This is a genomic window from Terrabacter aeriphilus, assembly GCF_039542985.1.
GTDB classification, from domain to species: Bacteria; Actinomycetota; Actinomycetes; order Actinomycetales; family Dermatophilaceae; genus Terrabacter; species Terrabacter aeriphilus.
On record NZ_BAABIW010000014.1, the window covers coordinates 90,882 to 114,866 of the forward strand.

The 23,985-nt window shown below is 73.0% G+C and carries 27 protein-coding genes; 17 read left to right on the plus strand and 10 right to left on the minus strand.

Annotated elements, in window-relative coordinates:
• Nucleotides 1–86: 86 nt before the first annotated feature.
• Entirely contained in the window at nucleotides 87–809 is a 723-nt protein-coding gene (locus tag ABD979_RS09585) for a FadR/GntR family transcriptional regulator (RefSeq protein WP_345507247.1), read from the minus strand.
• Nucleotides 810–980: 171 nt separating this feature from the next.
• Between ABD979_RS09585 and ABD979_RS09590 the strand changes: the two genes are divergently transcribed.
• From ABD979_RS09590 to ppsA, 6 genes are read left to right on the plus strand one after another with little or no spacing between them, the layout of a single operon-like run.
• Nucleotides 981–2,774 (plus strand): L-lactate permease, encoded by a 1,794-nt coding sequence (locus ABD979_RS09590; RefSeq protein ID WP_345507248.1) that lies wholly within the window; start codon nucleotides 981–983, stop codon nucleotides 2,772–2,774.
• Nucleotides 2,771–3,541, plus strand: coding sequence for a (Fe-S)-binding protein (locus ABD979_RS09595; protein WP_345507249.1), 771 nt, complete (start codon nucleotides 2,771–2,773; stop codon nucleotides 3,539–3,541). The genes ABD979_RS09590 and ABD979_RS09595 overlap by 4 nt, the downstream gene beginning before the upstream one ends.
• Complete coding sequence (locus tag ABD979_RS09600) at nucleotides 3,538–5,046, plus strand: LutB/LldF family L-lactate oxidation iron-sulfur protein (RefSeq protein WP_345507250.1); 1,509 nt, start codon at nucleotides 3,538–3,540, stop codon at nucleotides 5,044–5,046. Before ABD979_RS09595 ends, ABD979_RS09600 begins: the two co-directional genes overlap by 4 nt.
• Nucleotides 5,043–5,750, plus strand: coding sequence for a LutC/YkgG family protein (locus ABD979_RS09605; protein ID WP_345507251.1), 708 nt, complete (start codon nucleotides 5,043–5,045; stop codon nucleotides 5,748–5,750). Before ABD979_RS09600 ends, ABD979_RS09605 begins: the two co-directional genes overlap by 4 nt.
• A complete protein-coding gene (locus tag ABD979_RS09610) occupies nucleotides 5,747–6,619 on the plus strand; it encodes a pyruvate, water dikinase regulatory protein (protein ID WP_345507252.1) in 873 nt (290 codons plus the stop codon). Before ABD979_RS09605 ends, ABD979_RS09610 begins: the two co-directional genes overlap by 4 nt.
• Nucleotides 6,620–6,644: 25 nt before the next feature.
• Nucleotides 6,645–9,053, plus strand: coding sequence for a phosphoenolpyruvate synthase (gene ppsA / locus ABD979_RS09615; protein WP_345507253.1), 2,409 nt, complete (start codon nucleotides 6,645–6,647; stop codon nucleotides 9,051–9,053).
• Nucleotides 9,054–9,134: 81 nt separating this feature from the next.
• Here the strand turns inward: ppsA and ABD979_RS09620 are convergent, their stop codons facing one another.
• Nucleotides 9,135–9,875: a GAF and ANTAR domain-containing protein gene (locus ABD979_RS09620; protein WP_345507254.1), complete on the minus strand. Its 741-nt coding sequence runs from the start codon at nucleotides 9,873–9,875 to the stop codon at nucleotides 9,135–9,137.
• A 182-nt stretch (nucleotides 9,876–10,057) separates the two neighbouring features.
• Between ABD979_RS09620 and ABD979_RS09625 the strand changes: the two genes are divergently transcribed.
• A complete protein-coding gene (locus tag ABD979_RS09625; RefSeq protein WP_345507255.1) occupies nucleotides 10,058–10,720 on the plus strand; it encodes an HAD family hydrolase in 663 nt (220 codons plus the stop codon).
• A gap of 29 nt (nucleotides 10,721–10,749) precedes the next feature.
• Here ABD979_RS09625 and ABD979_RS09630 read toward each other — a convergent pair whose 3' ends face one another.
• Complete coding sequence (locus ABD979_RS09630) at nucleotides 10,750–12,966, minus strand: catalase (protein ID WP_345507256.1); 2,217 nt, start codon at nucleotides 12,964–12,966, stop codon at nucleotides 10,750–10,752.
• Between the two features lie 49 nt (nucleotides 12,967–13,015).
• On the minus strand, nucleotides 13,016–13,573 hold the full coding sequence (locus ABD979_RS09635) for a DUF2231 domain-containing protein (protein ID WP_345507257.1): 558 nt from the start codon (nucleotides 13,571–13,573) through the stop codon (nucleotides 13,016–13,018).
• Nucleotides 13,574–13,688: 115 nt separating this feature from the next.
• Between ABD979_RS09635 and ABD979_RS09640 the strand changes: the two genes are divergently transcribed.
• The 8 genes from ABD979_RS09640 (at nucleotide 13,689) to ABD979_RS09675 (ending at nucleotide 20,037) form a co-directional block, all read left to right on the plus strand.
• Complete coding sequence (locus ABD979_RS09640; protein WP_345507258.1) at nucleotides 13,689–14,870, plus strand: glycosyltransferase family 2 protein; 1,182 nt, start codon at nucleotides 13,689–13,691, stop codon at nucleotides 14,868–14,870.
• A 23-nt stretch (nucleotides 14,871–14,893) separates the two neighbouring features.
• On the plus strand, nucleotides 14,894–15,553 hold the full coding sequence (locus tag ABD979_RS09645; protein ID WP_345507259.1) for a hypothetical protein: 660 nt from the start codon (nucleotides 14,894–14,896) through the stop codon (nucleotides 15,551–15,553).
• Complete coding sequence (locus tag ABD979_RS09650; protein ID WP_345507260.1) at nucleotides 15,553–16,101, plus strand: phage holin family protein; 549 nt, start codon at nucleotides 15,553–15,555, stop codon at nucleotides 16,099–16,101. The genes ABD979_RS09645 and ABD979_RS09650 overlap by 1 nt, the downstream gene beginning before the upstream one ends.
• A complete protein-coding gene (locus tag ABD979_RS09655; protein WP_345507261.1) occupies nucleotides 16,098–16,742 on the plus strand; it encodes a DUF3618 domain-containing protein in 645 nt (214 codons plus the stop codon). Before ABD979_RS09650 ends, ABD979_RS09655 begins: the two co-directional genes overlap by 4 nt.
• Before the next feature lie 41 nt (nucleotides 16,743–16,783).
• On the plus strand, nucleotides 16,784–17,281 hold the full coding sequence (locus ABD979_RS09660) for a DUF4383 domain-containing protein (RefSeq protein WP_345507262.1): 498 nt from the start codon (nucleotides 16,784–16,786) through the stop codon (nucleotides 17,279–17,281).
• 76 nt (nucleotides 17,282–17,357) lie between these two features.
• Nucleotides 17,358–18,104: a histidine phosphatase family protein gene (locus ABD979_RS09665; protein ID WP_345507263.1), complete on the plus strand. Its 747-nt coding sequence runs from the start codon at nucleotides 17,358–17,360 to the stop codon at nucleotides 18,102–18,104.
• Nucleotides 18,101–18,988: an NAD(P)H-hydrate dehydratase gene (locus tag ABD979_RS09670; protein ID WP_345507264.1), complete on the plus strand. Its 888-nt coding sequence runs from the start codon at nucleotides 18,101–18,103 to the stop codon at nucleotides 18,986–18,988. The genes ABD979_RS09665 and ABD979_RS09670 overlap by 4 nt, the downstream gene beginning before the upstream one ends.
• A 305-nt stretch (nucleotides 18,989–19,293) precedes the next feature.
• Nucleotides 19,294–20,037 carry an ANTAR domain-containing protein gene (locus ABD979_RS09675; protein WP_345507265.1) on the plus strand — a complete coding sequence of 248 codons (744 nt, stop codon included), beginning with the start codon at nucleotides 19,294–19,296 and terminating at the stop codon, nucleotides 20,035–20,037.
• An 88-nt stretch (nucleotides 20,038–20,125) separates the two neighbouring features.
• Here ABD979_RS09675 and ABD979_RS09680 read toward each other — a convergent pair whose 3' ends face one another.
• Nucleotides 20,126–20,440, minus strand: a complete 315-nt coding sequence (locus ABD979_RS09680; protein ID WP_345507266.1) for a MerR family transcriptional regulator — start codon at nucleotides 20,438–20,440, stop codon at nucleotides 20,126–20,128.
• A 142-nt stretch (nucleotides 20,441–20,582) separates the two neighbouring features.
• Between ABD979_RS09680 and ABD979_RS09685 the strand changes: the two genes are divergently transcribed.
• A complete protein-coding gene (locus ABD979_RS09685; RefSeq protein WP_345507267.1) occupies nucleotides 20,583–21,026 on the plus strand; it encodes an Hsp20/alpha crystallin family protein in 444 nt (147 codons plus the stop codon).
• Between the two features lie 10 nt (nucleotides 21,027–21,036).
• Nucleotides 21,037–21,384 carry a hypothetical protein gene (locus ABD979_RS09690; protein WP_345507268.1) on the plus strand — a complete coding sequence of 116 codons (348 nt, stop codon included), beginning with the start codon at nucleotides 21,037–21,039 and terminating at the stop codon, nucleotides 21,382–21,384.
• On the opposite strand, the gene ABD979_RS09695 is transcribed toward ABD979_RS09690, so the two are convergent.
• From ABD979_RS09695 to ABD979_RS09715, 5 genes are all read right to left on the minus strand, one after another.
• Nucleotides 21,362–22,045 carry a GAP family protein gene (locus ABD979_RS09695; RefSeq protein WP_345507269.1) on the minus strand — a complete coding sequence of 228 codons (684 nt, stop codon included), beginning with the start codon at nucleotides 22,043–22,045 and terminating at the stop codon, nucleotides 21,362–21,364. The genes ABD979_RS09690 and ABD979_RS09695 overlap by 23 nt on opposite strands.
• 67 nt (nucleotides 22,046–22,112) lie before the next feature.
• A complete protein-coding gene (locus tag ABD979_RS09700) occupies nucleotides 22,113–22,544 on the minus strand; it encodes a DUF6325 family protein (protein WP_345507270.1) in 432 nt (143 codons plus the stop codon).
• A gap of 88 nt (nucleotides 22,545–22,632) precedes the next feature.
• The gene (locus ABD979_RS09705; protein WP_345507271.1) at nucleotides 22,633–22,965 is read right to left on the minus strand and encodes a DUF202 domain-containing protein; all 333 of its coding nucleotides are present in this window, start codon (nucleotides 22,963–22,965) and stop codon (nucleotides 22,633–22,635) included.
• Nucleotides 22,962–23,327 (minus strand): YidH family protein, encoded by a 366-nt coding sequence (locus tag ABD979_RS09710; RefSeq protein WP_345507273.1) that lies wholly within the window; start codon nucleotides 23,325–23,327, stop codon nucleotides 22,962–22,964. The genes ABD979_RS09705 and ABD979_RS09710 overlap by 4 nt, the downstream gene beginning before the upstream one ends.
• A gap of 101 nt (nucleotides 23,328–23,428) precedes the next feature.
• Complete coding sequence (locus ABD979_RS09715; RefSeq protein WP_345507274.1) at nucleotides 23,429–23,845, minus strand: copper chaperone PCu(A)C; 417 nt, start codon at nucleotides 23,843–23,845, stop codon at nucleotides 23,429–23,431.
• Nucleotides 23,846–23,985: the final 140 nt, after the last annotated feature.

Below are 23,985 nucleotides of genomic sequence, written 5' to 3' on the forward strand. Positions count from 1 at the left end.
CGCCGGGCCTGGCCCGGCCGGTGCCGGGGACGTCGCTGCGACCGTACGGCGGCGCCGGCCCCGGCCGACAGGGACCTTGGTCCCGATCAGCGGTTGAGGTCGCGCCAGGCCGTGCGGATGTGGGTCTCGACGAGCCGCTCGGCCTCGTCGGCGTCGCCGCGCTCGACCGCCGCGTAGATCGCCTCGTGGTCGGCCCGGAGGCGCACGACGACCTCGTCCCACTCGTCGAGGTGCCGGAAGCGGTCGAGGATCGGCAGGCGCATCGACTCGCGGATCGCGACGGTCATGTCCGCCGCGAGCCGGTTGCCCGCCGCCGTCGCCAGCGCCACGTGGAAGGCGGTGTCGGCGTCGTTGAAGCTGAGGCGGTCGATCCCGGGGTCGGCCATGACGTCGAGGATGTCGCGCAGGCCCTTGAGCTCCTCGCGCGGCGCGTTCGCCGTGAAGAGACGAACGCTCAACCGCTCCAGGGCGATTCGCACCTCGATGACGTCGGGCAGTGGGAAGTTCGCGAGCGCGACGTGCAGCTGCAGCAGCTCGGTCAGCGCCTGGGAGGGCACGGCCGTGATCGTCGTGCCGCCGGCGCTGCCGGCCCCGACGGACGAGCGCACGACCCCCATCGCCTGCAGGGTGCGCACGGCCTCGCGGACGGCCGAGCGGCTCACCTCGAGCGACTGCGCGAGGTCGCGCTCGGCGGGCAGCACGTCGCCGACCGACAGCTCGCCGGCGAGGATGCGCGTCTCGACCCAGTCGAGCACGACCTCGAAGGCCTTGCGGCCCGAGGGGTGGGGGAGCGGGGTGTCGGCGGGCACGACGCAAGCATGCCACTGCGCCGTCCGCGGGACCCACGGCGCAGGAAACCGAATGGTCAGACCTCTTGACGACCGGCGGCGCGGACCCGTACGGTCAACTCCACCTTCAATGGTCAGACCATTGAAGGTCCGAGGCAGACCCACCGCCGTGTCCCCGCCCAGGAGGCCCTCATGACCGCCCTCTCCACCCTGACCGCCCTGCCGGGGCTGCCCGGGCTCGCGCCCGGTGCCTTCCGCCCCGAGCTCGATCCCGTCGCGGGCAGCCTGGGGCTCTCCGCCCTCGTGGCGGCGCTGCCGCTCGCCACCGTCTTCGTCACCCTGGGCCTGCTCCGGTGGAAGGCGCACTGGGCCGGCCTCAGCGCCGTCGCCGTGGCGCTCGTCGTCGCGGTCGTCGGCTTCGGCATGCCGCCGGCCCTCGCCGGGCTCGCCGCGACGGAGGGCGCCGCGTTCGGCCTCTTCCCGATCATGTGGATCGTCTTCACCGCCATCGTGCTCTACCAGGTCACCGTCGCCTCGGGGCACTTCGAGGACCTCCGCGCGACCTTCCACCTCATCTCCGACGACCCGCGCGTGCAGGCGATCATCATCGCCTTCTGCTTCGGTGGCCTCCTCGAGGCGCTCGCCGGCTTCGGCGCACCCGTCGCCATCACCGGCGTCATGCTCATGGCGGTCGGCTTCTCACCGCTGCGAGCCGCGGCGGTCGTGCTGCTCGCCAACACGGCGCCCGTCGCCTTCGGGGCCATCGGCACGCCGATCATCACCGCGGGTGCGCTGACGAAGATCCCGTACGCCGAGATCGGCGCCTACGTCGGGCACCAGACCCCGCTCGTCGCCGTCTTCGTGCCGCTGCTGCTCGTGCTCATGGCCGACGGCCGCCGCGGCGTGCGCCAGACGTGGCCGATCGCGGTCGTCGTCGGCGTCACCTTCGCCGTGCTCCAGTGGTTCTCGGCCACCTACGTCTCGGTGGAGCTGACCGACATCATCGCCTCGCTCGGCGGCCTCGCCGCGGCGGTCCTCTTCCTGCGCGTGTGGAAGCCGCAGGGGCGCCAGCTCGCCCTCGACACGCTGGGCGTCGAGCGGGAGCGCGACCTCGCCCCCGTCGGCGGTCCGGAGGACTCGGCCGCAGCCGGCTCCTCGGCCACGGCGGCCCGGGCCGCCCGGATGGTCGGCGACCACGCGACCTCGATCGCCGAGCTCGACGCCCGCGCCCGGGCGCTGACCCCGCGCCGCATCACGATGGCGCTCTTCCCCTACGTCCTCGTCATCGCCGTGTTCTCGGTCGCCAAGCTCGTCCCGGTCGTCAAGGACTTCCTGGCCACGACGGACGTCAAGATCCCCTGGCCCGGGCTGGCCGGGGAGGTCCTGACGGCGAGCGGCGCCCCGAACAAGTCGGCGACCTACACGCTGCCCTGGCTGAGCGGCCCCGGCACGATGCTCATCGTCTGCGCCCTCGTCGTGGCCCTCGTCTACGGCATCGGCGTGAAGGGTCTGGGCCGCGAGATGGCGGCGACGGCGCACAAGATGCGCTTCGCGTTCCTCACGGTCGCCTCGGTGCTCGCCCTCGCCTACGTCATGAACCTCTCCGGGCAGACGATCACGATCGGCACGTGGATCGCCGGGGCCGGCGCCGCGTTCGCGTTCTTCTCGCCCGTGCTCGGCTGGATCGGCACGGCCGTCACCGGCTCCGACACGAGTGCCAACGCGCTCTTCGCGACGCTCCAGCAGACCGCCGCGTCGAACGCCGGCATCGATCCCACGCTCCTCGTCGCGGCGAACACCTCCGGTGGCGTCGTCGGCAAGATGATCAGCCCGCAGAACCTCACGATCGCCGCGACCGCGGTCGGCCTGCTCGGGCGCGAGTCCGACATCCTGAGGCGGGTGCTGCCCTGGAGCATCGGTCTCATCGCGGCCGTCTGCGTGCTCGTCGGGCTGCAGTCCACCGTTCTTGGTTGGATGTTGCCATGACGACGTCGTCCCGCCCCCGTGCGGACCTCCGGGTCGCGCTCTTCGCGACGTGCTTCAACGACACGATGTGGCCGGGCACGCCCCGCGCCACGGTCCGTCTCCTCGAGCGCCTCGGGGTGCGCGTCGAGTTCCCGCTCGCACAGACGTGCTGCGGGCAGATGCTCACCAACACGGGGTATGCCGGGCAGGCCGTGCCGCTCGTGCGTCGCTTCGTCGACGTCTTCGGTGACTACGACGCCGTCGTCGCGCCCTCCGGCTCGTGCGTGGGCTCGGTGCGCACGCAGCACCCGATGATCGCGGAGCCGACCGGGGACGCCGACCTCGTGGACGCGGTGGGCGAGCTCGGGCCACGGGTGCACGAGCTGTCGGAGTTCCTCGTCGACGTGCTCGGGGTCACCGACGTGGGTGCCTACTTCCCGCACCGCGTCACCTACCACCCCACCTGCCACTCGCTGCGCCTGCTGCGCGTCGGTGACCGCCCGCTCCAGCTGCTCCGGGCCGTGCGCGGCATCGACCTCGTCGAGCTGCCCGGCGCCGAGGAGTGCTGCGGCTTCGGCGGCACCTTCGCGATGAAGAACGCCGACGTGTCGATCGCCATGGGCTCCGACAAGGCCCGCCACGTCGTCGAGACCGGCGCCGAGGTGCTCGTCGCGGGCGACAACTCGTGCCTGGCCCACATCGGTGGGATCCTCGGGCGGCAGCGCTCCGGCGTGCGCCAGCTGCACCTCGCCGAGATCCTCGCCTCGACCGAGCAGGAGCCGGCATGAGCACCACGACCACCGGGGCCGAGGGCGGCGCCGTGGCCGCTCCCGGTCAGCCGGTCCAGCGCACCTCCGCCACGTTCGTCGGCATGCCGAAGTTCCCCACCGCGGCGAAGGAGGCGCTCGCCAACACGCAGCAGCGGCGCAACCTGGCGCACGCGACCCACACCATCCGCGCGAAGCGGGCCGAGGTCGTGGCCGAGCTGCCCGAGTGGGAGGCGCTCCGGGTCGCCGGTGCGGCCGCCAAGGACGAGGCGCTGACGCACCTCGCGCACTACCTCGAGCAGCTCGAGGACAGCCTGACCCGCGCCGGCGCGACGGTGCACTGGGCACGCGACGCGGAGGAGGCCAACCGCATCATCGTCGGCCTCGTGCGCGCCAAGGAGGTCGACGAGGTCGTCAAGGTCAAGTCGATGGCCACGCAGGAGATCGAGCTCAACGAGGCCCTGGAGGCGGCAGGCATCAGCGCCTGGGAGACCGACCTCGCCGAGCTCATCGTGCAGCTCGGGCACGACCGGCCGAGCCACATCCTCGTGCCGGCGATCCACCGGAACCGCAGCGAGATCCGCGAGATCTTCAGCCGCGAGATGGGCGCTGTCGGGCGACCGGCACCCGACGACCTCACCGACGACCCGGCCCGCCTCGCCGAGGCGGCCCGGCTGCACCTGCGCGAGAAGTTCCTCCGCGCCAAGGTGGGCATCTCGGGCGCGAACTTCGCCGTCGCCGAGACGGGCACGCTCGTCGTCGTCGAGTCGGAGGGCAACGGCCGGATGTGCCTGACCCTGCCCGAGACCCTCATCTCCGTCGTCGGCATCGAGAAGGTGCTGCCGACGTGGGACGACCTCGGGCCGATGCTCCAGCTGCTGCCCCGGTCGAGCACGGGGGAGCGGATGAACCCCTACACGACGATGTGGTCGGGGGTGCATGCTGGGGACGGACCGCAGGAGGTGCACGTCGTGCTCGTCGACAACGGTCGCAGCCACGTCCTCGCCGACCGGCTCGGGCGCCAGGCGCTGCGCTGCATCCGCTGCTCGGCGTGCCTCAACGTGTGCCCGGTCTACGAGCGTACGGGTGGCCACGCGTACGGCTCGGTCTACCCCGGCCCCATCGGCGCGGTGCTCAACCCGCAGCTGCGTGGCACCGCGAGCGACGTCGACAAGTCGCTGCCCTACGCCTCGAGCCTCTGCGGCGCGTGCTTCGACGCCTGCCCGGTGCGCATCGACATCCCCGAGCTGCTCGTCGAGCTGCGCGGGAAGGTCGTCGACGCGTCGGGGCCCACCGCCGAGTCGGCGGCGATCAAGGCCGCGGCGTGGGTGCTCTCGGACCCCAAGCGCCTCGCCGGGGCGCAGAAGGCGGCGACGACCGCCGGGCGGCTGCTCGGCAACCGCACGGTCCGCTCGGTGCCGGGCCTCGGCGCGTGGACCAACGCCCGCGACCTGCCCACCCCGCCCAAGGAGACCTTCCGCCAGTGGTGGGTCCGCACGCACGAGACCGAGGGGGACGCGCCGTGAGCGCCCGCGACGAGATCCTGGCCCGGGTGCGCTCGGCCGTGGCCGACGTGACGACCGAGCCCGCAACCCCGGCGCCTTCGGGAAGCCTTGCCGCAGAAAGGCTCCCGGTCGTCGAGGCGGGTGACTCCGGCTCCGGTCGGCTGCCGCTCTTCGTCGAGCGCGTCGCCGACTACCGCGCCACCGTGCTGCACGCCCGCCCGGGCGAGGTCGGCGCGGTCGTCGCGGGAGCGCTGCGCGACGCCGGCTGCCGCTCGGTCGTCGTGCCGACCGGCCTCGACGACGCGTGGTTGCAGGGGCTCGGCGGCGACGTGTCGGTCGTCAGGGAGGCTCAGGCCCCGAGCCACGTCGAGCTCGACGGCGTCGACGCCGTGGTCACGGGGGCCACGGTCGGCATCGCCCTCACCGGGACGATCGTGCTCGACCACTCACCGGGCCAGGGCCGGCGCGAGCTGACGCTCGTGCCCGACACCCACGTCTGCGTCGTGCACGACGACGAGGTCGTGCCCGACGTGCCGGACGCCGTCGCCCGGCTGCGCCCCGACCCCACCGGCGCCCGACCGTTGACGTGGATCAGCGGGCCGAGCGCGACGAGCGACATCGAGCTGCAGAGGGTCGAGGGCGTGCACGGGCCCCGGACGCTCGTCGTCGTGCTCGTCTCGGCGACGGACGGGCACTCGCCGGGGCACGCAGGGGGTGCCGCGTGACTTCCACGGCGAGCACGAGCGGTGGGGTCGAGGAGGCCGGTGCCGTCTCCGGTGACGGCGTCACCCCGGTCTTCTTCCTCGCGGGCGGCACCGGCATCTCGGCCGAGACCCTGGGCAACCTCATGCTCGCCCAGTTCCCGAGCCTGCAGTTCCGGCGGCGCAAGATCCCCTTCATCACGACGGTCGAGCAGGCCCGCGACGTCGTGGGGCAGCTCGACGCGGCCATGACCGACTCGGTCACGGCGCTCGTCTTCTCGACCGTGTCGGACGAGTCGATCCGGCAGGAGCTGCAGCGCACCCAGTGCGCCTTCATCGACCTCTTCGGATCGCACCTCGACACGGTCGAGCGGGTGCTGCACACGAACGCGACGCACACGGCGCCCGCGCTGCACGGCGTCGGTGACGCCCGGCGCTACGACCGGCGGATGAAGGCCATCGAGTTCGCGATGGAGCACGACGACGGCGCGAGCCTGCGCAACCTCGAGCAGGCCGACCTCGTCCTCGTCGCGCCGTCGCGCTGCGGCAAGACGCCCACGTCGATGTACCTCGCCCTCCAGCACGGGCTCAAGGTCGCCAACTACCCGCTCGTCGAGGAGGACTTCGACACGGGCGACCTCCCGCGCCCGTTGCGCACGCTCGGCGACAAGTGCTTCGGGCTGCTGTCGACGGCCGCCCGTCTCAGCCAGGTGAGGGGCGAGCGCCGGCCCGGATCGGTCTATGCCAGCCTTGCCCAGTGCAGCTTCGAGCTGCGGCGCGCCGAAGCGCTCTACCGGGCGCACCGCATCCCCTCGATCAACTCCGCGTCCATGTCCGTGGAGGAGATGGCCGCCGTCATCATGCAGAGCAGTCGCCTGCCCAACCTCGGCTGAGCGCCGAACAGACGAAAGGACCGCCGTGAACGGCACCCACCCCGGCAGCGTCGCCGGAGACCAGGACACCAACGTCGCCTGGTTCGCAGAGCTCGGCCTGCACGACGTCGAGCGCGTCGGCGGCAAGAACGCCTCGCTCGGCGAGATGATCCAGCACCTCTCGAAGGCCGGGGTCCGGGTGCCGGACGGCTTCGCCACGACCGCGGACGCCTACCGCCGGTTCCTCGCCCACGAGGGCCTCGCCGGGCGGATCAGCGCCACGCTGGCCGAGCTCGACGTCGAGGACACCCGTGCGCTCGCCGCGGCGGGCGCCGACATCCGCCGGGCCGTCGAGGAGCAGCCGTTCCCCGCCGACCTCGAGACCGACATCCGCACGGCATACGACCGGCTCGTCGGCGAGAGCGGCGAGGAGGTCAGCTGGGCGGTGCGCTCGAGCGCGACGGCCGAGGACCTGCCCGACGCGAGCTTCGCCGGGCAGCAGGAGACGTTCCTCAACGTCCGGGGCATCGACAACATCCTGCTCGCGATCAAGCGGGTCTACGCCTCGCTCTACAACGACCGCGCCATCTCCTACCGCGTGCACAGCAACTTCGAGCACGACGTTGTCGCGCTGTCCGCGGGCGTGCAGCGCATGGTCCGCTCCGACATCGGCTCGTCCGGTGTCATGTTCACCATCGACACGGAGTCCGGCTTCTCCGACGCCGTGTTCGTCACGAGCAGCTACGGGCTCGGCGAGGCGGTCGTGCAGGGCGCCGTCAACCCCGACGAGTTCTACGTCTACAAGCCGGCACTGCGTGCCGGCCGCCCGGCCATCCTCAAGCGTGGCGTCGGCGGCAAGGCGACGAAGATGGTCTACACCGACGACTCCGAGGTGGGCCGCTCGATCGACTTCGTCGACGTCGCACCGGAGGACCGGGTTCGCTTGAGCCTGAACGACGCCGAGGTGACCGAGCTCGCGCAGCACGCCCTGCGCATCGAGGAGCACTACGGGCGCCCGATGGACATCGAGTGGGGCAAGGACGGTGTCGACGGGCTGCTCTACGTCCTGCAGGCGCGGCCCGAGACGGTCAAGTCGCGCCAGACCGGCAACACCCTGCGGCGCTTCCGGATGGACGAACGGGGTCCGGTGCTCGTCGAGGGCCGCGCGATCGGGCAGAAGATCGGTGCGGGCGCCGTTCGCGTGCTCGGCACCCCCGAGTCGATGCACGACTTCCAGGCCGGCGAGGTGCTCGTGGCCGACATGACCGACCCCGACTGGGAGCCGATCATGAAGCGCGCCAGTGCGATCGTGACCAACCGCGGCGGGCGCACCTGCCACGCCGCCATCATCGCGCGCGAGCTCGGCATCCCCGCCGTCGTCGGCACGGGCCACGCGACCCGCGACCTCGTGGCCGGGCAGGAGGTGACCGTCTCGTGCGCCGAGGGCGACACCGGGTTCGTCTACGACGGTCTGCGGGACTTCTCCGTCAGCGAGACCGAGCTCGACGACATGCCCGAGCTGCCCGTCAAGATCATGATGAACGTCGGCACCCCGGAGCAGGCCTTCGAGTTCTCGCGGCTGCCCAACAAGGGCGTCGGGCTCGCCCGGCTCGAGTTCATCATCAACCGGCAGATCGGGATCCACCCGCGCGCGCTGCTCGAGCTCGACGACCAGGAGCCGGGCATCAAGGCCGAGATCGAGGCCCACATCGCGGCGTATGACAGCCCGCGCGACTTCTTCGTCAAGCGCGTGGCCGAGGGCGTCTCGATGCTCGCCGCGGCGTTCGCCCCCGAGCCGGTCATCGTGCGCATGTCGGACTTCAAGAGCAACGAGTACGCCGGCCTGCTCGGTGGGGAGCGCTACGAGCCCCACGAGGAGAACCCGATGATCGGCTACCGGGGCGCGGCGCGCTACCTGTCGGCCGACTTCGCCGAGTGCTTCGCCATGGAGTGCGAGGCCCTGCGGCTCGTGCGCGACGAGATGGGGCTGACCAACGTCAAGATCATGATCCCCTTCGTGCGCACCGTCGCCGAGGCCGAGGGCGTCATCGCCCTGCTCGCGTCGCACGGGCTGCGGCGCGGGGAGAACGACCTGCAGGTCGTCATGATGTGCGAGATCCCGAGCAACGCGGTCAACGCCGACGCCTTCCTCGACCACTTCGACGGCTTCTCCATCGGCTCGAACGACATGACGCAGCTGACGCTGGGCGTCGACCGCGACTCCTCGCTCGTGGCCGGCAGCTTCGACGAGCGCGACCCCGCGGTCAAGAAGATGCTCGCCCTCGCCATCGAGGCGTGCCGGGCGCGCGGCAAGTACGTCGGCATCTGCGGCCAGGGGCCCTCGGACCACGCCGACCTCGCCGAGTGGCTGCTCGACCAGGGCATCGAGTCGATGTCGCTCAACCCCGACACCGTCGTCGACACGTGGCTCGCCCTGGCGGCGCACGGTCGCTGAGCCGGCTCCACCGCCGCGGCCGGGCGCCCGTCGCCCGGCCGCCGGCGCACCCGGCCGCCACACGGCATCCGGCGTCGGGGGTCAGTCGCGACTGTGCGGGGTGACGTCGACGGTGCCGGTGTCGATGACGTCGAGGGCGACGTCGTGCAGCTTGCGGTTCGTGTTCTGGCTCGCGATCCGCAGCAGGTCGAAGGCCTGGTCGCGGGTGACCTTGTGCTGGGCCACGAGCACCCCCACGGCGGTGCCGATGTCGCGGTTCGAGCTCAGCGCCCTCTCGAGGTTCTTCGTGCGCTCGCGCAGGTGGGCGGCCGCGACGGCCTGGGCGGCGTGGGTGGTGAGGAGCAGGCCCTCGGCCACGTCGCGGTCGGTGAAGGCATCCGGCTCGGTGGCGTACAGGTTGAGGCCGGCGATGAGGCCGCTGCCCTCGAGGTTCATGCGGAAGGAGAGCATGCTGTGCAGGCCGAGCTCGTCGGCGACCCGGCGCCCGTACTCCGGCCAGCGGTCGTCGTGGCGCAGGTCCTTGGGCTGGTAGATGGTGTCGTCGACGATGGCGTCGATGCACGGCCCCGACCCGAGGTCGTACTGGATGGCGTCCGCGCGGCGCGCGGTGTCGTCGTTGGCCGCGGCCGTGGCGAAGGTGCCGCGCGAGAGGGTCGTGATGCTGGCGGTCGTGGCGCTGGAGACGCGCTCGGCGGCCAGGCGCGTCACGGCCTCGAAGGGGCTCTGGAGCGGCGAACCGGACAGCGCCTCGCCGAGGCGGGCGAAGTCCTGTGCCACGCGGAGCAACAGGTCAGGTGCCTGCTCGCTGGTCGACGTCGTCATGAGGGGCCTCCGGTCGGTTGCGCCACCTGCCGGTGGGTGGCGTCGGCGCGGGCCGCAGCACCTGCGCCGAGGATGTTCACTCGGGTCAACCCTAGCCCCGTACCCGAACTCGCCCCGCCCGTCCACGGCGCGCGACCTGACCCGCGCCGAGCCGCACTCCGTCGGCTGGGTACGTCTGCCGCATGACCGACACCGTGATCCTCGACGTCGACGGCACGCTCGTCGACAGCAACTACCACCACACCATCGCGTGGATGCGGGCGTTCGCGGCGCACGACCTCACGCCGCCGGGATGGCGCATCCACCGCGCGATCGGCATGGGTGGCGACAAGCTCGTGGCCCACGTCGCGGACGACGAGGTGGAGGCGCGTCTGGGCGAGGCCCTGCGCGAGGAGTGGACCCGCGAGTTCGACCGGCTCATCCACGAGGTGAGGCCGTTCGAGGGCACGCGTGCGCTGCTCGAGTCGGTCAAGGAGCGCGGCCACCACCTCGTGCTCGCCAGCTCGGGCAAGCAGCAGCACGTCGAGACCTTCCTCGACCTCTTCGACGGCCGCTCGATCGCCGACGCGTGGACGAGCGCCGACGACGCGGACGAGAGCAAGCCTGCTGCCGACCTCCTCCAGGTCGCACTGTCGCGGGTCGGCGGTTCCGCCGGGGTCATGGTCGGCGACTCGATCTGGGACGCGCGAGCCGCGGAGGCCGCCGGCATGCCCTGCGTCGGCCTGCGCACCGGCGGCTTCAGTGAGGCCGAGCTGCGGGATGCCGGGGCCGTGATGGTCGTGGACGGGCCGGGCGCCCTGGGCCGCGAGGTGGCCGCAGGGCGCCTGGACGGGCTGTCGCACTGACCCTTCGGCGCGCCCCCGGCCCGAACCGGTCAGGCGCTCGCCGGGGCGAAGCGCTCCCAGACCCGGTGGAGCGTCAGCAGCTCGGTGACGTCGCCGAGCACGTCTGCCGGGTCGGCGGCCTCGGCCCCGGTCACGACCCCCGCTCCGTCGGTCGGGATGCCGGCGGCACCGAGCGCGGCCGCGCCGAGGTCCCCGAGGGCGGCCAGGGCCTTGCCGTGGCGCCACATCTCGGCGGCGACCACGACGATCCGGGGGTCCGTCGATGCGCCCGCCGCGCCGGCCCGATCCGTGGCGTCGGCCGTCGTGGGCTGCCCGGCACGGGCGTCGAGCCCGGCGACGGCGTCGTCCCCGACGGCGGCGCCGAGCACGACGAGGGCGTCGTACTCGAACGACCGGCAGGTGGCATACGTGCGGTCGACCGGCAGCTCGCCGACCGTGCCACCGCGCGGGGCGATGAGGAACGGCACCATCGAGAACGCCTCGATGCCCGCGACGACCGCGGCCGCGGCGCCGGGGTCGGTCCGGCTGTCGACGACGACGCCGACCTTGCGTCCCTCGGCGGGGAAGGTGCGTCCGACCTGTGACAGCGCGGCGCTCGGCTCGACGTCCTCGAGCGCGATCGTCGGATCCGGGGCGGGCAGTCCCAACGCGTCGGACACCGCGGCGCACAGGTCCTCGTCGATGTTCGCGAGGCACTGCAGCTGGCGCTCCTTGACGGCCTGCTCGTAGCACTTGGCCAGCTCGAAGGCGTACGCACCCTTGATGTGGTCCATCTCGACCGCGCTCATCGACCGGTAGAAGAGCCGCGTCTGCGTGTAGTGGTCGTCGAACGACCGGGCCTGGGCCCGCACCTTCGTGCTCTCCTCGACGACGGCCGGCACCTCGACGAAGGGCCGGTCCTGCGCCCCGGCGTGGAAGGGGCAGCCGCCGTCGAGCGAGTTCGGGCGGTAGGGGGCGACCCCGCTGTGCACGGCGTGCTGGTGGTAGCCGTCGCGCAGCATGTCGTTGACCGGGGCCTGCGCCCGGTTGACCGGGATCTGGTTGAAGTTGGGCCCGCCGAGTCTGGTCAGCTGGGTGTCGACGTAGGAGAACAGCCGGGCCTGCAGCAGCGGGTCGTTGGTGACGTCGATGCCGCGCACGAGGTTGCCGACGTGGAAGGCCACCTGCTCGGTCTCCGCGAAGAAGTTCGTCGGGTTGGCCGTGAGCGTGAGCAGCCCGATCGCCTGGACGGGTGCGAGCTCCTCGGGCACCAGCTTGGTCGGGTCGAGCAGGTCGATGCCCTCGAAGGTCTGCTCGGGGGTGTCGGGGAACGTCTGGATGCCGAGCTCCCACTCGGGCAGGTGCCCCGCCTCGATGGCGTCGGCGAGGTCGCGCCGGTGGAAGTCCGGGTCGCCGCCCGCCGCGAGCTGCGCCTCCTCCCACACGAGCGAGTGCACGCCCGCCTTCGGCTTCCAGTGGAACTTCACCAGGGTGGTGCCGCCATCGTCGTCGACGAGGCGGAACGTGTGGACGCCGAAGCCCTCCATGGTCCGGTAGGAGGCCTGGATGCCCCGGTCGGACATGTTCCACATCGTGTGGTGCTGGGCCTCCGTGTGGAGCGAGACGAAGTCCCAGAACGTGTCGTGCGCCGACTGGGCCTGGGGGATCTCGCGATCGGGGTGCGGCTTGGCCGCGTGCACCACGTCGGGGAACTTGATGCCGTCCTGGATGAAGAACACCGGGATGTTGTTGCCGACGAGGTCGAAGGTGCCCTCGTCGGTGTAGAACTTCACGGCGAAGCCACGGGTGTCGCGCACGGTGTCGGCCGAGCCCCGAGAGCCGAGCACCGTGGAGAACCGCACGAAGACCGGGGTCTCGACCCCGTCGGCGAGGAACCCCGCGGCCGTCACGCCGGCGGCGGTGCCGTAGGAGCGGAAGACGCCGTGCGCTCCGGTGCCCCGGGCGTGCACCACGCGCTCCGGGATGCGCTCGTGGTCGAAGTGCGTGATCTTCTCGCGCAGGTGGTGGTCCTGCAGGAGGGTCGGCCCTCGGTCGCCGGCCTTGAGCGAGTGGTCCGTGTCGTGCAGCCGAGCGCCCGTGCTCGTCGTGAGGAAGGCGCCCGACTGGGCGCGCGCCGTGCCGGGGGCACCCGTGGGCTTGCCTGTCGCAGTGACGACCTCGGGAGCGGCCTGGTCGGGCTGCGGCGGGAACGGCTCGTGCGCCACCTCCGGCTCGGCGACGGTCGGGGGTGTCCGTGGTTCTTCCACAGCGATCTCCTTGTCGTTGGTGCGGTCCCAGTACCCGAACCCTCGGCGTTCAGCCGGTCGTCGTGCCCACCTTCTCGCCGATGGCGAGGTGTCCACCGAGGTAGGCCGACAGGCCGCTCACGGCCAGCCCGGTCATCCCGAGACCGACGCCGAGTCCGTGGTTCCGCGGCCGGACGACCCAGGACGCGGCGTAGAGGCCCACCGACGCACCGTTCAGCAGCGCATGCGCGGCGCCGACCCGACGCGGACGCCTGTCCAGCGCCGCGTACTCGGCAAGACCGGTGAGAGCGGCGGCAGGTGCCGTTGCCAGCCCCGCTCCGACCAGTCGACGTGCGGCGGCGCGAGCCGACGTCCCGCCGGCGAGGTCGAGCACGGCCGCGGAGGTGAAGAAGCCGATCGGCAGGTCGGTGAGGAAGGGATGCGCGGCGTGACCGAGCACCTCCCCGGTCACGAGCCGCCGCCAGGCACCCTCGCCGCGCGCAGCCCGAGCAGTCGGGTCGAGCCGGTCGGCGAGCCGGTCCCAGGTCGGCCGGCCCTCGACCAGTCGTTCGACGAGGCGGACCGCTGCCGGTGGTCGCACGGCCGACGTGTCGTGAGTAGAGGTCATGCGGGAGCAGTACCCGCGGATCCATCTGTCACACAGACGTTTCGGCGCAGGTTGCGCGGGGAACGTCCGCGACGTGAGCACGGCAGGACTGCGACAGGCTCGGTTGGACGCCGAGGTGGTGATCCCGGTGAAGTGGTGCGGAGGTCCGGGGGAGGTCTACCGCATCGACGAGATGGGACGCTATCTCGCGGCCCTCCGACATGCCGTGCGCCACGTCACCGTCGTGGACGGGAGCCCCGCCGGGGAGCGGCGACGGCACGAGGAGGCGTGGGGGGCGTACGCGCGGATCCTCGCGCCGGAGGCGTGGCCCGCGGCGGCGGCGCGGGCCACGAACGGCAAGGTCGTCGGCGCCGTGACCGGCATCCGCGCGGCCCGGCACGAGCTGGTGGTGCTCGCGGACGACGACGTGCGCCACACGCCGGACTCCCTCGCGACGATGATTCGGGCGCTCGCGGACGCGGACCTGGTGCGACCCGTGAACGTCTACGACGCCTGGCCCTGGCAGGCGAGGTGGGACGGTGCCCGCAGCCTCGTCAACGTCGCGATCGCCACCGACTGGCCGGGCACCTTCGCGGTCCGTCGTTCGACGGTCCTCGCCTGCGGCGGATGGAGCGCGGAGGTGCTCTTCGAGAACCTCGAGCTGTGGCGGACGGTGCAGGCCCTCGGGGGCCGCGCCGTGGCACTCGACGGGGTCACGGTGTCGAGGCGCGCCCCCACGCCCTCCATGTTCTGGTCGCAACGGGTCCGGCAGGCGTACGACGACCTGGCGCAGCCGCAGCGCCTCGTCGTGGAGCTCGCGATCCTCCCCGCACTGGGCGCCGTCGCACGCGCCCGTCCTCGTGCGCTCGCGCTGGTCCTGGGCGCCGCCGTGGCCGTCGCGCACCGCGGGCGGTGCCGGGTCGGCACCGACCGAGTGCCCCCGAGCGTGCCCCTGTGGGCCCCCGTGTGGGTGCTCGAGCGTGGGGTGTGCGTGTGGATCGCGCTGGGAAGCCGCCTGAAGGGCGGCATGCGCTACGGCGGGCGTCGCTTCCGGGTTGCGGCACACTCCGCCGGCTGGCTCACGCGCCGACTGGACCCGGACGGTCAGCGCCGCAGGACCGGCCCGTACGGGCGTGCGCGCCAGGACGGCCACGCACGGACGACCCACATACCCGCTCCCGGCGAATCCGACCCATGTCCGAATCCCTGCATGGACCTCCGGCCGGTGGGTACCGAGGGACCACGACCACACAGGACGCACGGGCGGCTCGAGCAGGTGGCTCGCCCCGTGCTCCGGCCACGGAAGGAACGACGATGACTGAACGTCCATATGACACAACGGTGTCGGATGACCTCGGCGCGACGCCGACGCACACCTCCGACGTCTCGCGCGACCGGATCGAGAACGCGACCGCGGGAGTCGAGGGGTCGTTGTCGCACGGCACCGACGGCATGACCGGCAACGTGCAGTCGGGGAACGGGCAGGCCGACAGCGGCTCCAGCGGCACGGCGGAGACGGTCAAGAACGAGGCCGGCTCCGTCGCGGCCGATGCGGCCGAGAGCGGGCGCGCCGTCGCCGGGACGGCGACCTCAGGAGCGCGCGACGTCGTGTCCGAGGCGACCTCGCAGCTGCAGTCGCTCTTCGGGCAGCTGCGCGGCGAGCTCGACGACCAGGCGTCGTCGCAGGGTCAGCGAGCGGCCGAGGGCCTGCGCGGTCTCGCCGACGAGCTGCGCCAGATGGCCTCGCGGTCAGAACAGCAGGGGCTGGCCGGCGAGGCCGCGGGGCAGATCGCCGAGCGGGCCGGGTCGGCGGCCGACTGGATCGAGAACCGTGAGCCGGGAGACATGCTCGACGAGCTGCGCTCGTTCGCGCGTCGGCGTCCCGGCGCGTTCCTCATCGGCGCCGCCGTCGTCGGCGTGGTCGGGGGGCGGATGACCCGTAGCCTCGCGGGCGGTTCGGACGACGACGCTGCCGACGGCACGCGCGGGGCGGCGGTCTGATGAGCACCAGGCCCGACGCCCCTGGCGCCGCCGGTCCGTACGCCGCCGCCGACCCGGCCGTCACGACCGTGCCACCGGTGTCGGCAGCCGTCCCCACCGAGGGGGGCGACGAGGACTTCGTGACGGCGGCGCGCCCTGACCGCGAGAGTTCCCACGAGAAGGCCGAGCACGCCTCGATCGGCGATCTCGTGGGCGACATCAGTCAGGGACTCAGCACTCTCCTGAGGCAGGAGGTCGAGCTCGCCAAGGCAGAGCTCAAGCAGACGACGTCTCGAGCGGGCAAGGCCGCCGGCATGTTCGGCGGGGCGGCCGTCGCCGGCTGGATGGCGCTGCTCTTCCTCTCGCTCGCCGTGTGGGAATGGCTCGCGAGCGCGCTCGACAGCCGTGCATGGGCCGCGGTGATCGTCATGGCCGTCTGGGGCGTCGTGGCCGGCGTGCTCGCCGCCGTCGGACGCCGCACCACGCAACAGATCCAGGGACTACCGCGCACGGCAGAGACCGCCGCGCGAGTTCCCCACGCACTCAAGGGAAACGAGGAGACACGATGACCACCGACTACTCCAGCACCGACCACTCCACCATCGACCGACCGGCGTCCGACGACCCGGAGGCGATCCGCGCCGACATCGAGCGCACGCGGGCCGAGCTGAGCCGCGACGTCAACGCTCTCGGCGAGTCCGTGAGCCCGAGTCACGTGGCGGCCCGCCAGGCCGACCGGCTCAAGGGCCGCGCCGCCTCGGTGCGTGACCGCGTCATGGGCAGCGCCTCGGACACCGGCGACACCGCGTCCGGCGTGATGCAGGATGTGGGCTCCACGGCGTCGCAGGCCGGCCACGCCGTGCAGCGCAAGGCCGCGGGCAACCCCTTGGCGGCCGGGCTGATCGCGCTCGGTGCCGGCTGGCTCGTCGGGTCGCTCCTGCCCGCCTCCGAGAAGGAGCGCTCCATGTCGCAGGCGGTCAAGGAGAAGGCGGAACCCGTTCTCTCCGAGGCGCAGTCGGTCGTCAAGGATGCCGCGAGCGAATCGGCCCAGCACCTCAAGGAGCCGGCGCATGAGGCCGTCCAGTCCGTCAAGGAGACGGCCACGTCGGCGGTCGAGGACGTCAAGTCGGACGCCCGGCAGGCTGCCTCCGACGTGCAGCAGAGTGCCGCCGACTCGGCGCAGTCGGTGTCGGGCACGTCGACCTCCTGAGTCCCGCTGCTCCCACCACCCCAGCAACGAAAGGTGTTCCCATGGACCACAACACCACCGGAACCCATCCGAACCGACGCACCGCCCTCCAGAAGGCCGCCATGCTCGTCGGCGCCGTGTTCCTGCTCGTCGGCGTGGCCGGCTTCATCCCGGGTGTGACGTCGAACTTCGGCGACCTCACCTTCGCCGGGCACCACTCGGAGGCGAAGCTGCTCGGCATCTTCCAGGTGTCGATCCTGCACAACGTCGTCCACCTCCTCTTCGGCGTGGTCGGCATCGCGGCCGCCAGGTCGTGGAAGGCGTCTCGCGGCTACCTCGTCGGCGGTGGCGTGGTCTACCTCGTGCTCTGGGTCTACGGGCTCGTCATCGACAAGGACTCGTCGGCCAACTTCGTGCCGGTCAACCCGGCCGACGACTGGCTGCACCTGCTCCTCGGGCTGGGCATGATCGCGCTCGGCCTGGTGCTCGGTCGTCAGCACCTCGAGCGCGCCTCGGGCCACGACGCGATCGTCGGCGGGCGTCCCGGCAGCACGCGCTAGGGCACTCGCGGGGTCGAGGTGACGGTCGAACGGAGCGAACGGAACGAACGGGGTGGCGGCGGTGGAGGAGAGCGCGATGGTCGACCAGGTGAGCGAGCTCGTGCTCGTGCGCCACGGCGAGAGTGTGGGCAACCTGGCCGACACGGAGGCGCACCGGCGTGAGTCGCGCCGGCTGCGGCTCGACACGCGCGACCCCGACACGCCGCTCTCGCCGCGGGGTCGTGAGCAGGCGGCAGCCCTCGCCCGGCACGTCCTGAAGGGTCCCGGCGCCCACCCCGACGTCGTGTTCAGCTCCCCCTACGTGCGGGCCGCGATGACGGCCCGCACGGTCGGGGAGGCGATCGGCCTCGACCCGGTCACCGACGAGCGGCTGCGGGAGCGCGACCTCGGCGTCTTCGACGGCCTGACCGGCCTGGGCATCCGTGAGAGCCACCCCGAGGAGGCGGAACGGCGCGAGCGTCTCGGCAAGTTCTACTACCGTCCGCCCGGGGGTGAGAGCTGGACGGACGTGGCGCTCCGGGTGCGTCACGTGCTCGCAGACCTGGCCCAGCGGCACGCGGGTCGTCGGGTGTGGGTCTTCACGCACCAGGCGGTCATCATGAGCTTCCGGCTCGCCCTCGAGGGCCTCGACGAGCAGACGGTCCTCGCGCTCGACCGGGACGAGCCGCTGCCCAACTGCTCGCTGACGCGCTACCGGCGGCAGGGCGACGGCGGGCTGGCCCTCCTCTCCTTCGCCGACGTCGGCCACCTCGACGACTCCGAGGCCGAGGCGACCCGCGAGGAGCCGGACTCCGAGCCGGGGCGGCGCGAGGGCGCGCGATGACGGCCCACCCCACGATCCGGATCGACCCGGAGCTGCTCGGTTCCTGGCCGTTGCCCGCAGCCGACGGCGACAAGTCGCAGAGGGGCACCGTGCTCGTCGTCGGCGGCGCCAGGCAGACCCCCGGGGCGGTGCTGCTGGCGGCGGAGGCCGCCCTGCGCGTGGGAGCGGGCAAGGTCCAGGTCGCGACCGCCCGAGACACCGCCGGCGCGCTGGCGGTCGCCCTGCCGGAGGCCTACGTCGAGGGCCTGCCCGTGACCCCGGCCGGTGAGCTCTCGGTGTCCGGCGCCGAGCGGGTGCTCGAGCTAGCCGACGCCGTCGACGTCGTGCTCATCGGGCCGGGCCTCGGCAACCCGTCGACGGCGAACCTCTTCGTGTCGCAGGTCGTCCCCGGCCTCGACACGTCCGTGGTCGTCGACGCGCTCGGGACGGCCTTCCTCACCGACAACCTGCGCGGTCTCTCCCACCTGGCCGGTCGCGCGGTGCTCACCCCGAACGCCACCGAGCTCGCCGTCATGCTGGGGCGCGGCGAGGACGAGGTCGAGCAGGACCCGCTCGCCGCCTGCCGGGACGCCGCGGACAGGACCGGTGCCAGCGTGCTCAGCGGGACGGGCGAGCTGCACGTGGCCGCCCCGGACGGGAGGGCGTGGTGCTGCGACTCGGGGCCGTCGGCTCTGGCCACGGCGGGGTCGGGCGACGTCAAGGCAGGAGTCGTGACCGGGCTGATGGCGCGCGGTGCCCCACCGGAGCAGGCGGGCGCCTGGGGCGCGTGGCTGCACGCCCGGGCGGGCGCCCTGCTCGAGCAACGCGGTGGCGGCTACCTCGCCCGCGACGTCGTCCTCGCGGCGGCGGAGGTGCTGCAGCGCCTGACCCCGAGCGGCCGTTGACCCCGAGCAGCCGGTGAGCGCGAGCTGCCGTTGAGCGCGAGCAGCCGGACCCGCACGCGGTGTCGTGACGCCGGACGAGCCTGTCCGGGCCGACTGTCGGAGCGCCGGTGTACGTTGGTTCTCTTGATCGCGGGCACGGGCCGCGGGGCCCCGAACGGGTCGCGCGGCGCGCAGGCACCTTCAACCGACGAGGGAAGCCGCGCCCGCAAGGGGTTCCCTTGTCTCGCACCTCTCCCCGTCCACCGACCCCTGCTCTCGCAGTGTCGCCGGACGTCGATGTCATCTACCCTGTTGCGCCGCTTTCCGTGCGGGCGCCGTCCCCGGCACTGCGCGAGCCCATCGGGCTCGACGGCTCCCGTTCGTTCGCCGAGACACCTGCCTCCCGCCCGCAGAGCGCCGTCGACGACGTCGCCTCCGTCGTCGGGGGGGTGCTCGCCGCGACGACGCGGGTGGTCCGCGACGCCTCGCACCTCTGCGTCCACGTCGTCCGACGCGGCGGGGGCGTGCGACTGCTCACGGCCACGAGCGAGGTCCCGCCCGCGTTCGACGAGCAGTTCACGACCGGTCGGGGCCCGGCCGCAGCCGTGCTGCGTGGTGACCGACGGCGGGCGGTCCTGCGGTTGGGGTGCGCGGACGACGAGGCGCGGTGGCCGGGCGTGGCCGCGTGCGCGGAGGCCCTGGGGGTGCGGACCCTCGTCGCCGTCAGGCTCGCCTGGCGCGGACGGGTGGTCGGTGTGCTGACCCTCGCGTCGTCCGCGTCGGACGATGTCCCGGAGGCCGTCGTGGAGCTCGTCGCCGCGGTGGCGGACCACCTCGCGGTCACGGTCGCGACGGCGCAGCAGGCCGAGCAGCTCGAGCAGGCTCTGGTGACCCGCCAGGAGATCGGGCAGGCCGTCGGCATCCTCATGGAACGTCACGCCCTCACGGCGGACGCGGCGTTCGCCTACCTCCGGCGTCTGTCGCAGGACGGCAACGTCAAGCTGCACGCGGTGGCGCAGGCAGTACGGAGTGGCGATCACGAGATCGGCGTTCCGAGGAGTAGCCCATGACGGGCTGCCTCGAGCGATGGTGAATGTGACTGCCCTCGGTGGGTACTGGCGCAGTGAGCCGCTGGCCGGGTTCAGCCGCGCAGCTCGGTCAGTGGCGTCCCCCGACGCGCAGGGCGGCGACGCGGGCCCGCAGCGCCCGGTTCTCCTCCTGGAGCTCGAGCAGCATCCGGATGCCGGCCAGGTTGACGCCGTCGGCGAGCAGGGCGCCGATGCGGCGCAGCCGGGTGAGGTCGTCGGCACTGTAGCGGCGCGTGCCGCCGGGGGTGCGGTGCGGCGTCAGCAGGCCTCGGGCCTCGTAGAGCCGGAGGCTCTGCACCTCCATGCCGACCAGCTCCGCGGCGACCGTGATGCCGTAGACGCCGCGCGCGGGGTCGGGCGCGGTCGCGTGGTCGTCGCCCGCCATCCGTGCCTCCTCCGCCCGGTGGTGTCGGGCTCTTGCGCACAGTGTGCCAGTCGTGCTACACAAAATCTACAGCGCATGCCACAGATCGACAGACGCGATCGTGGCCACACCGGAGCATCTGGACGCGATGGAGGTGACAACGATGCTGATGCGCACCGACCCGATCCGAGAGTCCTTCCGTGACCTCGACCGCCTGGCCCAGCTGGCCATCGGCGGCAACGGCACCCTCGCCCGCCCCTCGGCCATGCCGATGGACGCGTGGCGCGACGGCGACACCTTCCACGTCGAGCTCGACCTGCCGGGCGTCGACCCGGGGTCGATCGACCTCGACGTGGAGCGCAACGTCGTCACGGTCAAGGCCGAACGCCGCGCACGCGCGAGCGACGCCGAGCTCATCGCCGCCGAACGCCCGCGCGGCGTCTTCAGTCGCCAGCTCGTGCTCGGCGACAGCCTCGACACCGAGCGCATCGAGGCGAGCTACGACGCCGGCGTGCTGAGCCTCGCGATCCCCGTGGCCGAGCGGGCCAAGCCGAGGCGCATCGAGATCGCCCAGCCGGGCGAGGGCCGGGCGACCATCACCGCCTGAGGCGAGTGCGATGACCGAGCCGATGACGTATGCCGGGTCGACCCGGCAGACCGACGTGGACGAGGCGTTCCTCGAGATCGTCCTGGGTGACCCCGACCTGCTCGACGCGCAGTTCGCGGAGATCGTCCGCGCGGACGGGCCGCGCGCCACACCAAGCCCGACGCCGGGGCCTCCCGGACGACGGCGGGCTCCCGGCGCCGGGCGCGGGAGCGGGGCGGCCCCCGGCGGGACCCGCCGCGAGGGGGACTCCATGGCGCCGCGTCGGGAGCGGTCGCCCCCGTCGAGCCGCGGGCACGCGCCCGCCGAGCCCGGCGCGCGGACCCCCGACCGCCGGGTCAGACCAGTCCGAGGCCCGTGAGCCCCTTGACCGCGAACCACGCCCCGAAGACGAGCCCGACCCCGATCACGAGCGGCCGGTTGTGCCGCGTCAGCCAGCCGGCCGCCGGCCCGAGGACGTCGTCGGCCCGGCGTGGCGCGACGAAGGCCACGACGAGGGCGGCCACCTGCAGCGTCTGGGCCAGCACCACGAAGAGCACGAACGTCAGCACTCCCGTCGCGGTCGGCAGCGCGGCGTCGTGGATGGCCGCGACGGCTCCCAGCGTGAAGACCCAGAACTTCGCCCCGACGACCATGCTCAGCGCGCCGAACAGGTAGGCCCTGCCCGGGCGCATCGAGGCGGTGGCCTCGAGCCACCGCGGGGGTGGGGCGTCCTCGTCGGGTTGGTCGAGCGCCTTGCGCCCGGCCATGACGAGGAGCAGGACGCCCAGCACGAGCAGGAGCGAGGCCGTGAACGGCGACGCCGCGTCGGGTCCGGGCGCGCTCGTGGTCGGGGTCTCGGGGCGAAGCACGACGCCGAAGACGAGCCCCTGCAGCAGCCGGACGGTCGAGACGCCCGCCACCCAGGCGAGGGCGGGCACCCGTCCTCCGCCCTGGAGGAGCAGGAGCACGACGACGACCTGGATGGGGACGACGGCGCTGCCCACGACGAGCGGCAGCAGCGCGCCCCAGACGCCGTTCACGGCGACACCCGACGATGGGTCATCGGCACGTCCGGCTGGTCGGCTCCGTGCGGGAGCGGTGGGGTGCTCACCCGCTGATCGACTCGAGCGCCTCTCGCACGTCCTCGGCCGGGATGCGCTCGAGCGTGAGCAGCTGGCCGCCGGACGCCTGCACGGCGGCCGCGATGTGGGCCGCCCAGACGTTCTCCCAGACGACGACGACCACCGACGAGCCGGGCGCCATCTCGGCGGCGATGGCGAGGGCGTCGTCCTCGCCCACCATGTCGGGCAGGTCGGCCGGGAACCCGAGCAGCTCCTCGACGCCCTCGGTCGTCTCGGCGTCGAGCATCGTCACGGCGCCGGTGTCGTCCTTGCGCACGACGAGCACGTCGAGCACCCGCACGACGCCCTCGGCCACGGCGCGCGCCACGGCGGCCGCGACACCGGTGCCACGCAGGTCACCGGTGAAACCGATGACGGCGATGTCGACCGGACCGACCGGTCGCACGGCTCTGCTCATGCGCTCACCTCCTCGACGGGGCTCCATGCTCGCGCGGGTCGGGTGGCGGCCACGTCACCCGCACCGGGTGAGGCGGAGGGTGGGTGGCTCAGTGCCCGGCGATGACGAGGACGCCGACGAGGGCGGCGACCGCCGTGACGGCCGTGGCCAGCGCCACCCGGGCCATGACGGCGCCCTCGGGGCCGCGGTGACCGACCCGTCGTAGCACGAGATTCGCGTCCCGGTGCCGACGCCGCGCGACGACGGCGAGGTCGATGCTCCAGCCGAGACCGAGGAGGCACACGGCATACCCGTACGCCCCCAGCTCACCCGGGAGCACCCGGAGGCCCACGAGCGAGCCGACCGCCACCGACAGCGCGGTGCGCCGCCACGCGAGCGACGTGCGCTCGGCCTGCAGGCCCGGGTCGGCGGGGGAGGTCACCCGAGGACCCCGACGAGCACGGCGATCGCGACGATGCCGAGGATCACGGCTATCGGCAGCTTGAGGCCGGAGGACGGCAGCGGCGCGAGGTGGCGCATCGCCCGCTCCGTGCGCACCCAGGAGATCCAGGCCTGGGCCGTGGCCGCCACCCCGGCGAGCACGAGCAGGACCGAGATCGTGACGCGCAGCCACGCCGCGACCGGCACCTGCAGCGCCTCGACGGCGAGGCCGGCCGCGACGAAGGCGAGGGCCGTGCGGATCCAGGCGAGGAAGGTGCGCTCGTTCGCGAGGCTGAAGCGCGGGTCGGGGTCGTCGCCGGCCTCGTAGACCGACCTCGGGAACCGGCTGCGCTCCGGGGTCACGGCGTGCTCCTCATCGGTGGTGCGGCTGGGGTGGTGCGACTGGGCGGTGCAACAGGTTGGCGGAGCGGCTCGCTCGCGTCTCGCCCGTCGGGACGCCACCATCATCCACCGGGTCGGTGGTGCGGCGGCGGGCGGCCTCCGCGCAGCCCTCCCGGTCGGAATAGACGACTGCCGGGCAGGTCGGTCCCGACCGGGGTCTCCGGCCCGTCGGTGCCCTGTCGCATCACGACGCGCGTGGCGTAGACCGTGCTCACGGCGAGCAGGCGGTCGGCGGTGTCGCCGTCGTTCGACAGGGTCGTGAAGAGCCCCGTGTTGGTGCCGCCCAGCAGATTGCGGTCGGCGGGGGCGTCGATGCGGGTGGCGAGGAGCCGGATCGCGCCGGCCTCGGCGTTGACGCTCGTGCCGCGGGCCGGGTTGGTGATCCGGGCCTGGGTGGGGTCGGGCTGCGACGTGCACGCGGTGAGGGTGACGGCGCACCCGAGCACGAGCGCGGCCGACGCGATCCGGCGGGTCCTCATGCCGTCACGCTAGGGGCGGGCCGGGCGTCGGCGACTCCCCCTCCGCGGGTGATCGGAGCGCCCGCCCGGGCTGCGCGCGCAGGCGAGGCGGCACCCGCTCGGGGGATCGGGTGCCGCCTCACCCCCTCATCGCCGCGGGC

What these genes read in the sequence shown, in the direction of transcription:
- ABD979_RS09590 (WP_345507248.1), top strand. Translation starts at nt 981, where the DNA reads ATGACCGCCCTCTCCACCCTGACCGCCCTGCCGGGGCTGCCCGGGCTC.
- ABD979_RS09595 (WP_345507249.1), top strand. Translation starts at nt 2,771, where the DNA reads ATGACGACGTCGTCCCGCCCCCGTGCGGACCTCCGGGTCGCGCTCTTC.
- ABD979_RS09600 (WP_345507250.1), top strand. Translation starts at nt 3,538, where the DNA reads ATGAGCACCACGACCACCGGGGCCGAGGGCGGCGCCGTGGCCGCTCCC.
- ABD979_RS09620 (WP_345507254.1), bottom strand. Translation starts at nt 9,875, where the DNA reads ATGACGACGTCGACCAGCGAGCAGGCACCTGACCTGTTGCTCCGCGTG.
- ABD979_RS09625 (WP_345507255.1), top strand. Translation starts at nt 10,058, where the DNA reads ATGACCGACACCGTGATCCTCGACGTCGACGGCACGCTCGTCGACAGC.
- ABD979_RS09635 (WP_345507257.1), bottom strand. Translation starts at nt 13,573, where the DNA reads ATGACCTCTACTCACGACACGTCGGCCGTGCGACCACCGGCAGCGGTC.
- ABD979_RS09650 (WP_345507260.1), top strand. Translation starts at nt 15,553, where the DNA reads ATGAGCACCAGGCCCGACGCCCCTGGCGCCGCCGGTCCGTACGCCGCC.
- ABD979_RS09655 (WP_345507261.1), top strand. Translation starts at nt 16,098, where the DNA reads ATGACCACCGACTACTCCAGCACCGACCACTCCACCATCGACCGACCG.
- ABD979_RS09660 (WP_345507262.1), top strand. Translation starts at nt 16,784, where the DNA reads ATGGACCACAACACCACCGGAACCCATCCGAACCGACGCACCGCCCTC.
- ABD979_RS09665 (WP_345507263.1), top strand. Translation starts at nt 17,358, where the DNA reads ATGGTCGACCAGGTGAGCGAGCTCGTGCTCGTGCGCCACGGCGAGAGT.
- ABD979_RS09670 (WP_345507264.1), top strand. Translation starts at nt 18,101, where the DNA reads ATGACGGCCCACCCCACGATCCGGATCGACCCGGAGCTGCTCGGTTCC.
- ABD979_RS09680 (WP_345507266.1), bottom strand. Translation starts at nt 20,440, where the DNA reads ATGGCGGGCGACGACCACGCGACCGCGCCCGACCCCGCGCGCGGCGTC.
- ABD979_RS09685 (WP_345507267.1), top strand. Translation starts at nt 20,583, where the DNA reads ATGCTGATGCGCACCGACCCGATCCGAGAGTCCTTCCGTGACCTCGAC.
- ABD979_RS09690 (WP_345507268.1), top strand. Translation starts at nt 21,037, where the DNA reads ATGACCGAGCCGATGACGTATGCCGGGTCGACCCGGCAGACCGACGTG.
- ABD979_RS09700 (WP_345507270.1), bottom strand. Translation starts at nt 22,544, where the DNA reads ATGAGCAGAGCCGTGCGACCGGTCGGTCCGGTCGACATCGCCGTCATC.
- ABD979_RS09715 (WP_345507274.1), bottom strand. Translation starts at nt 23,845, where the DNA reads ATGAGGACCCGCCGGATCGCGTCGGCCGCGCTCGTGCTCGGGTGCGCC.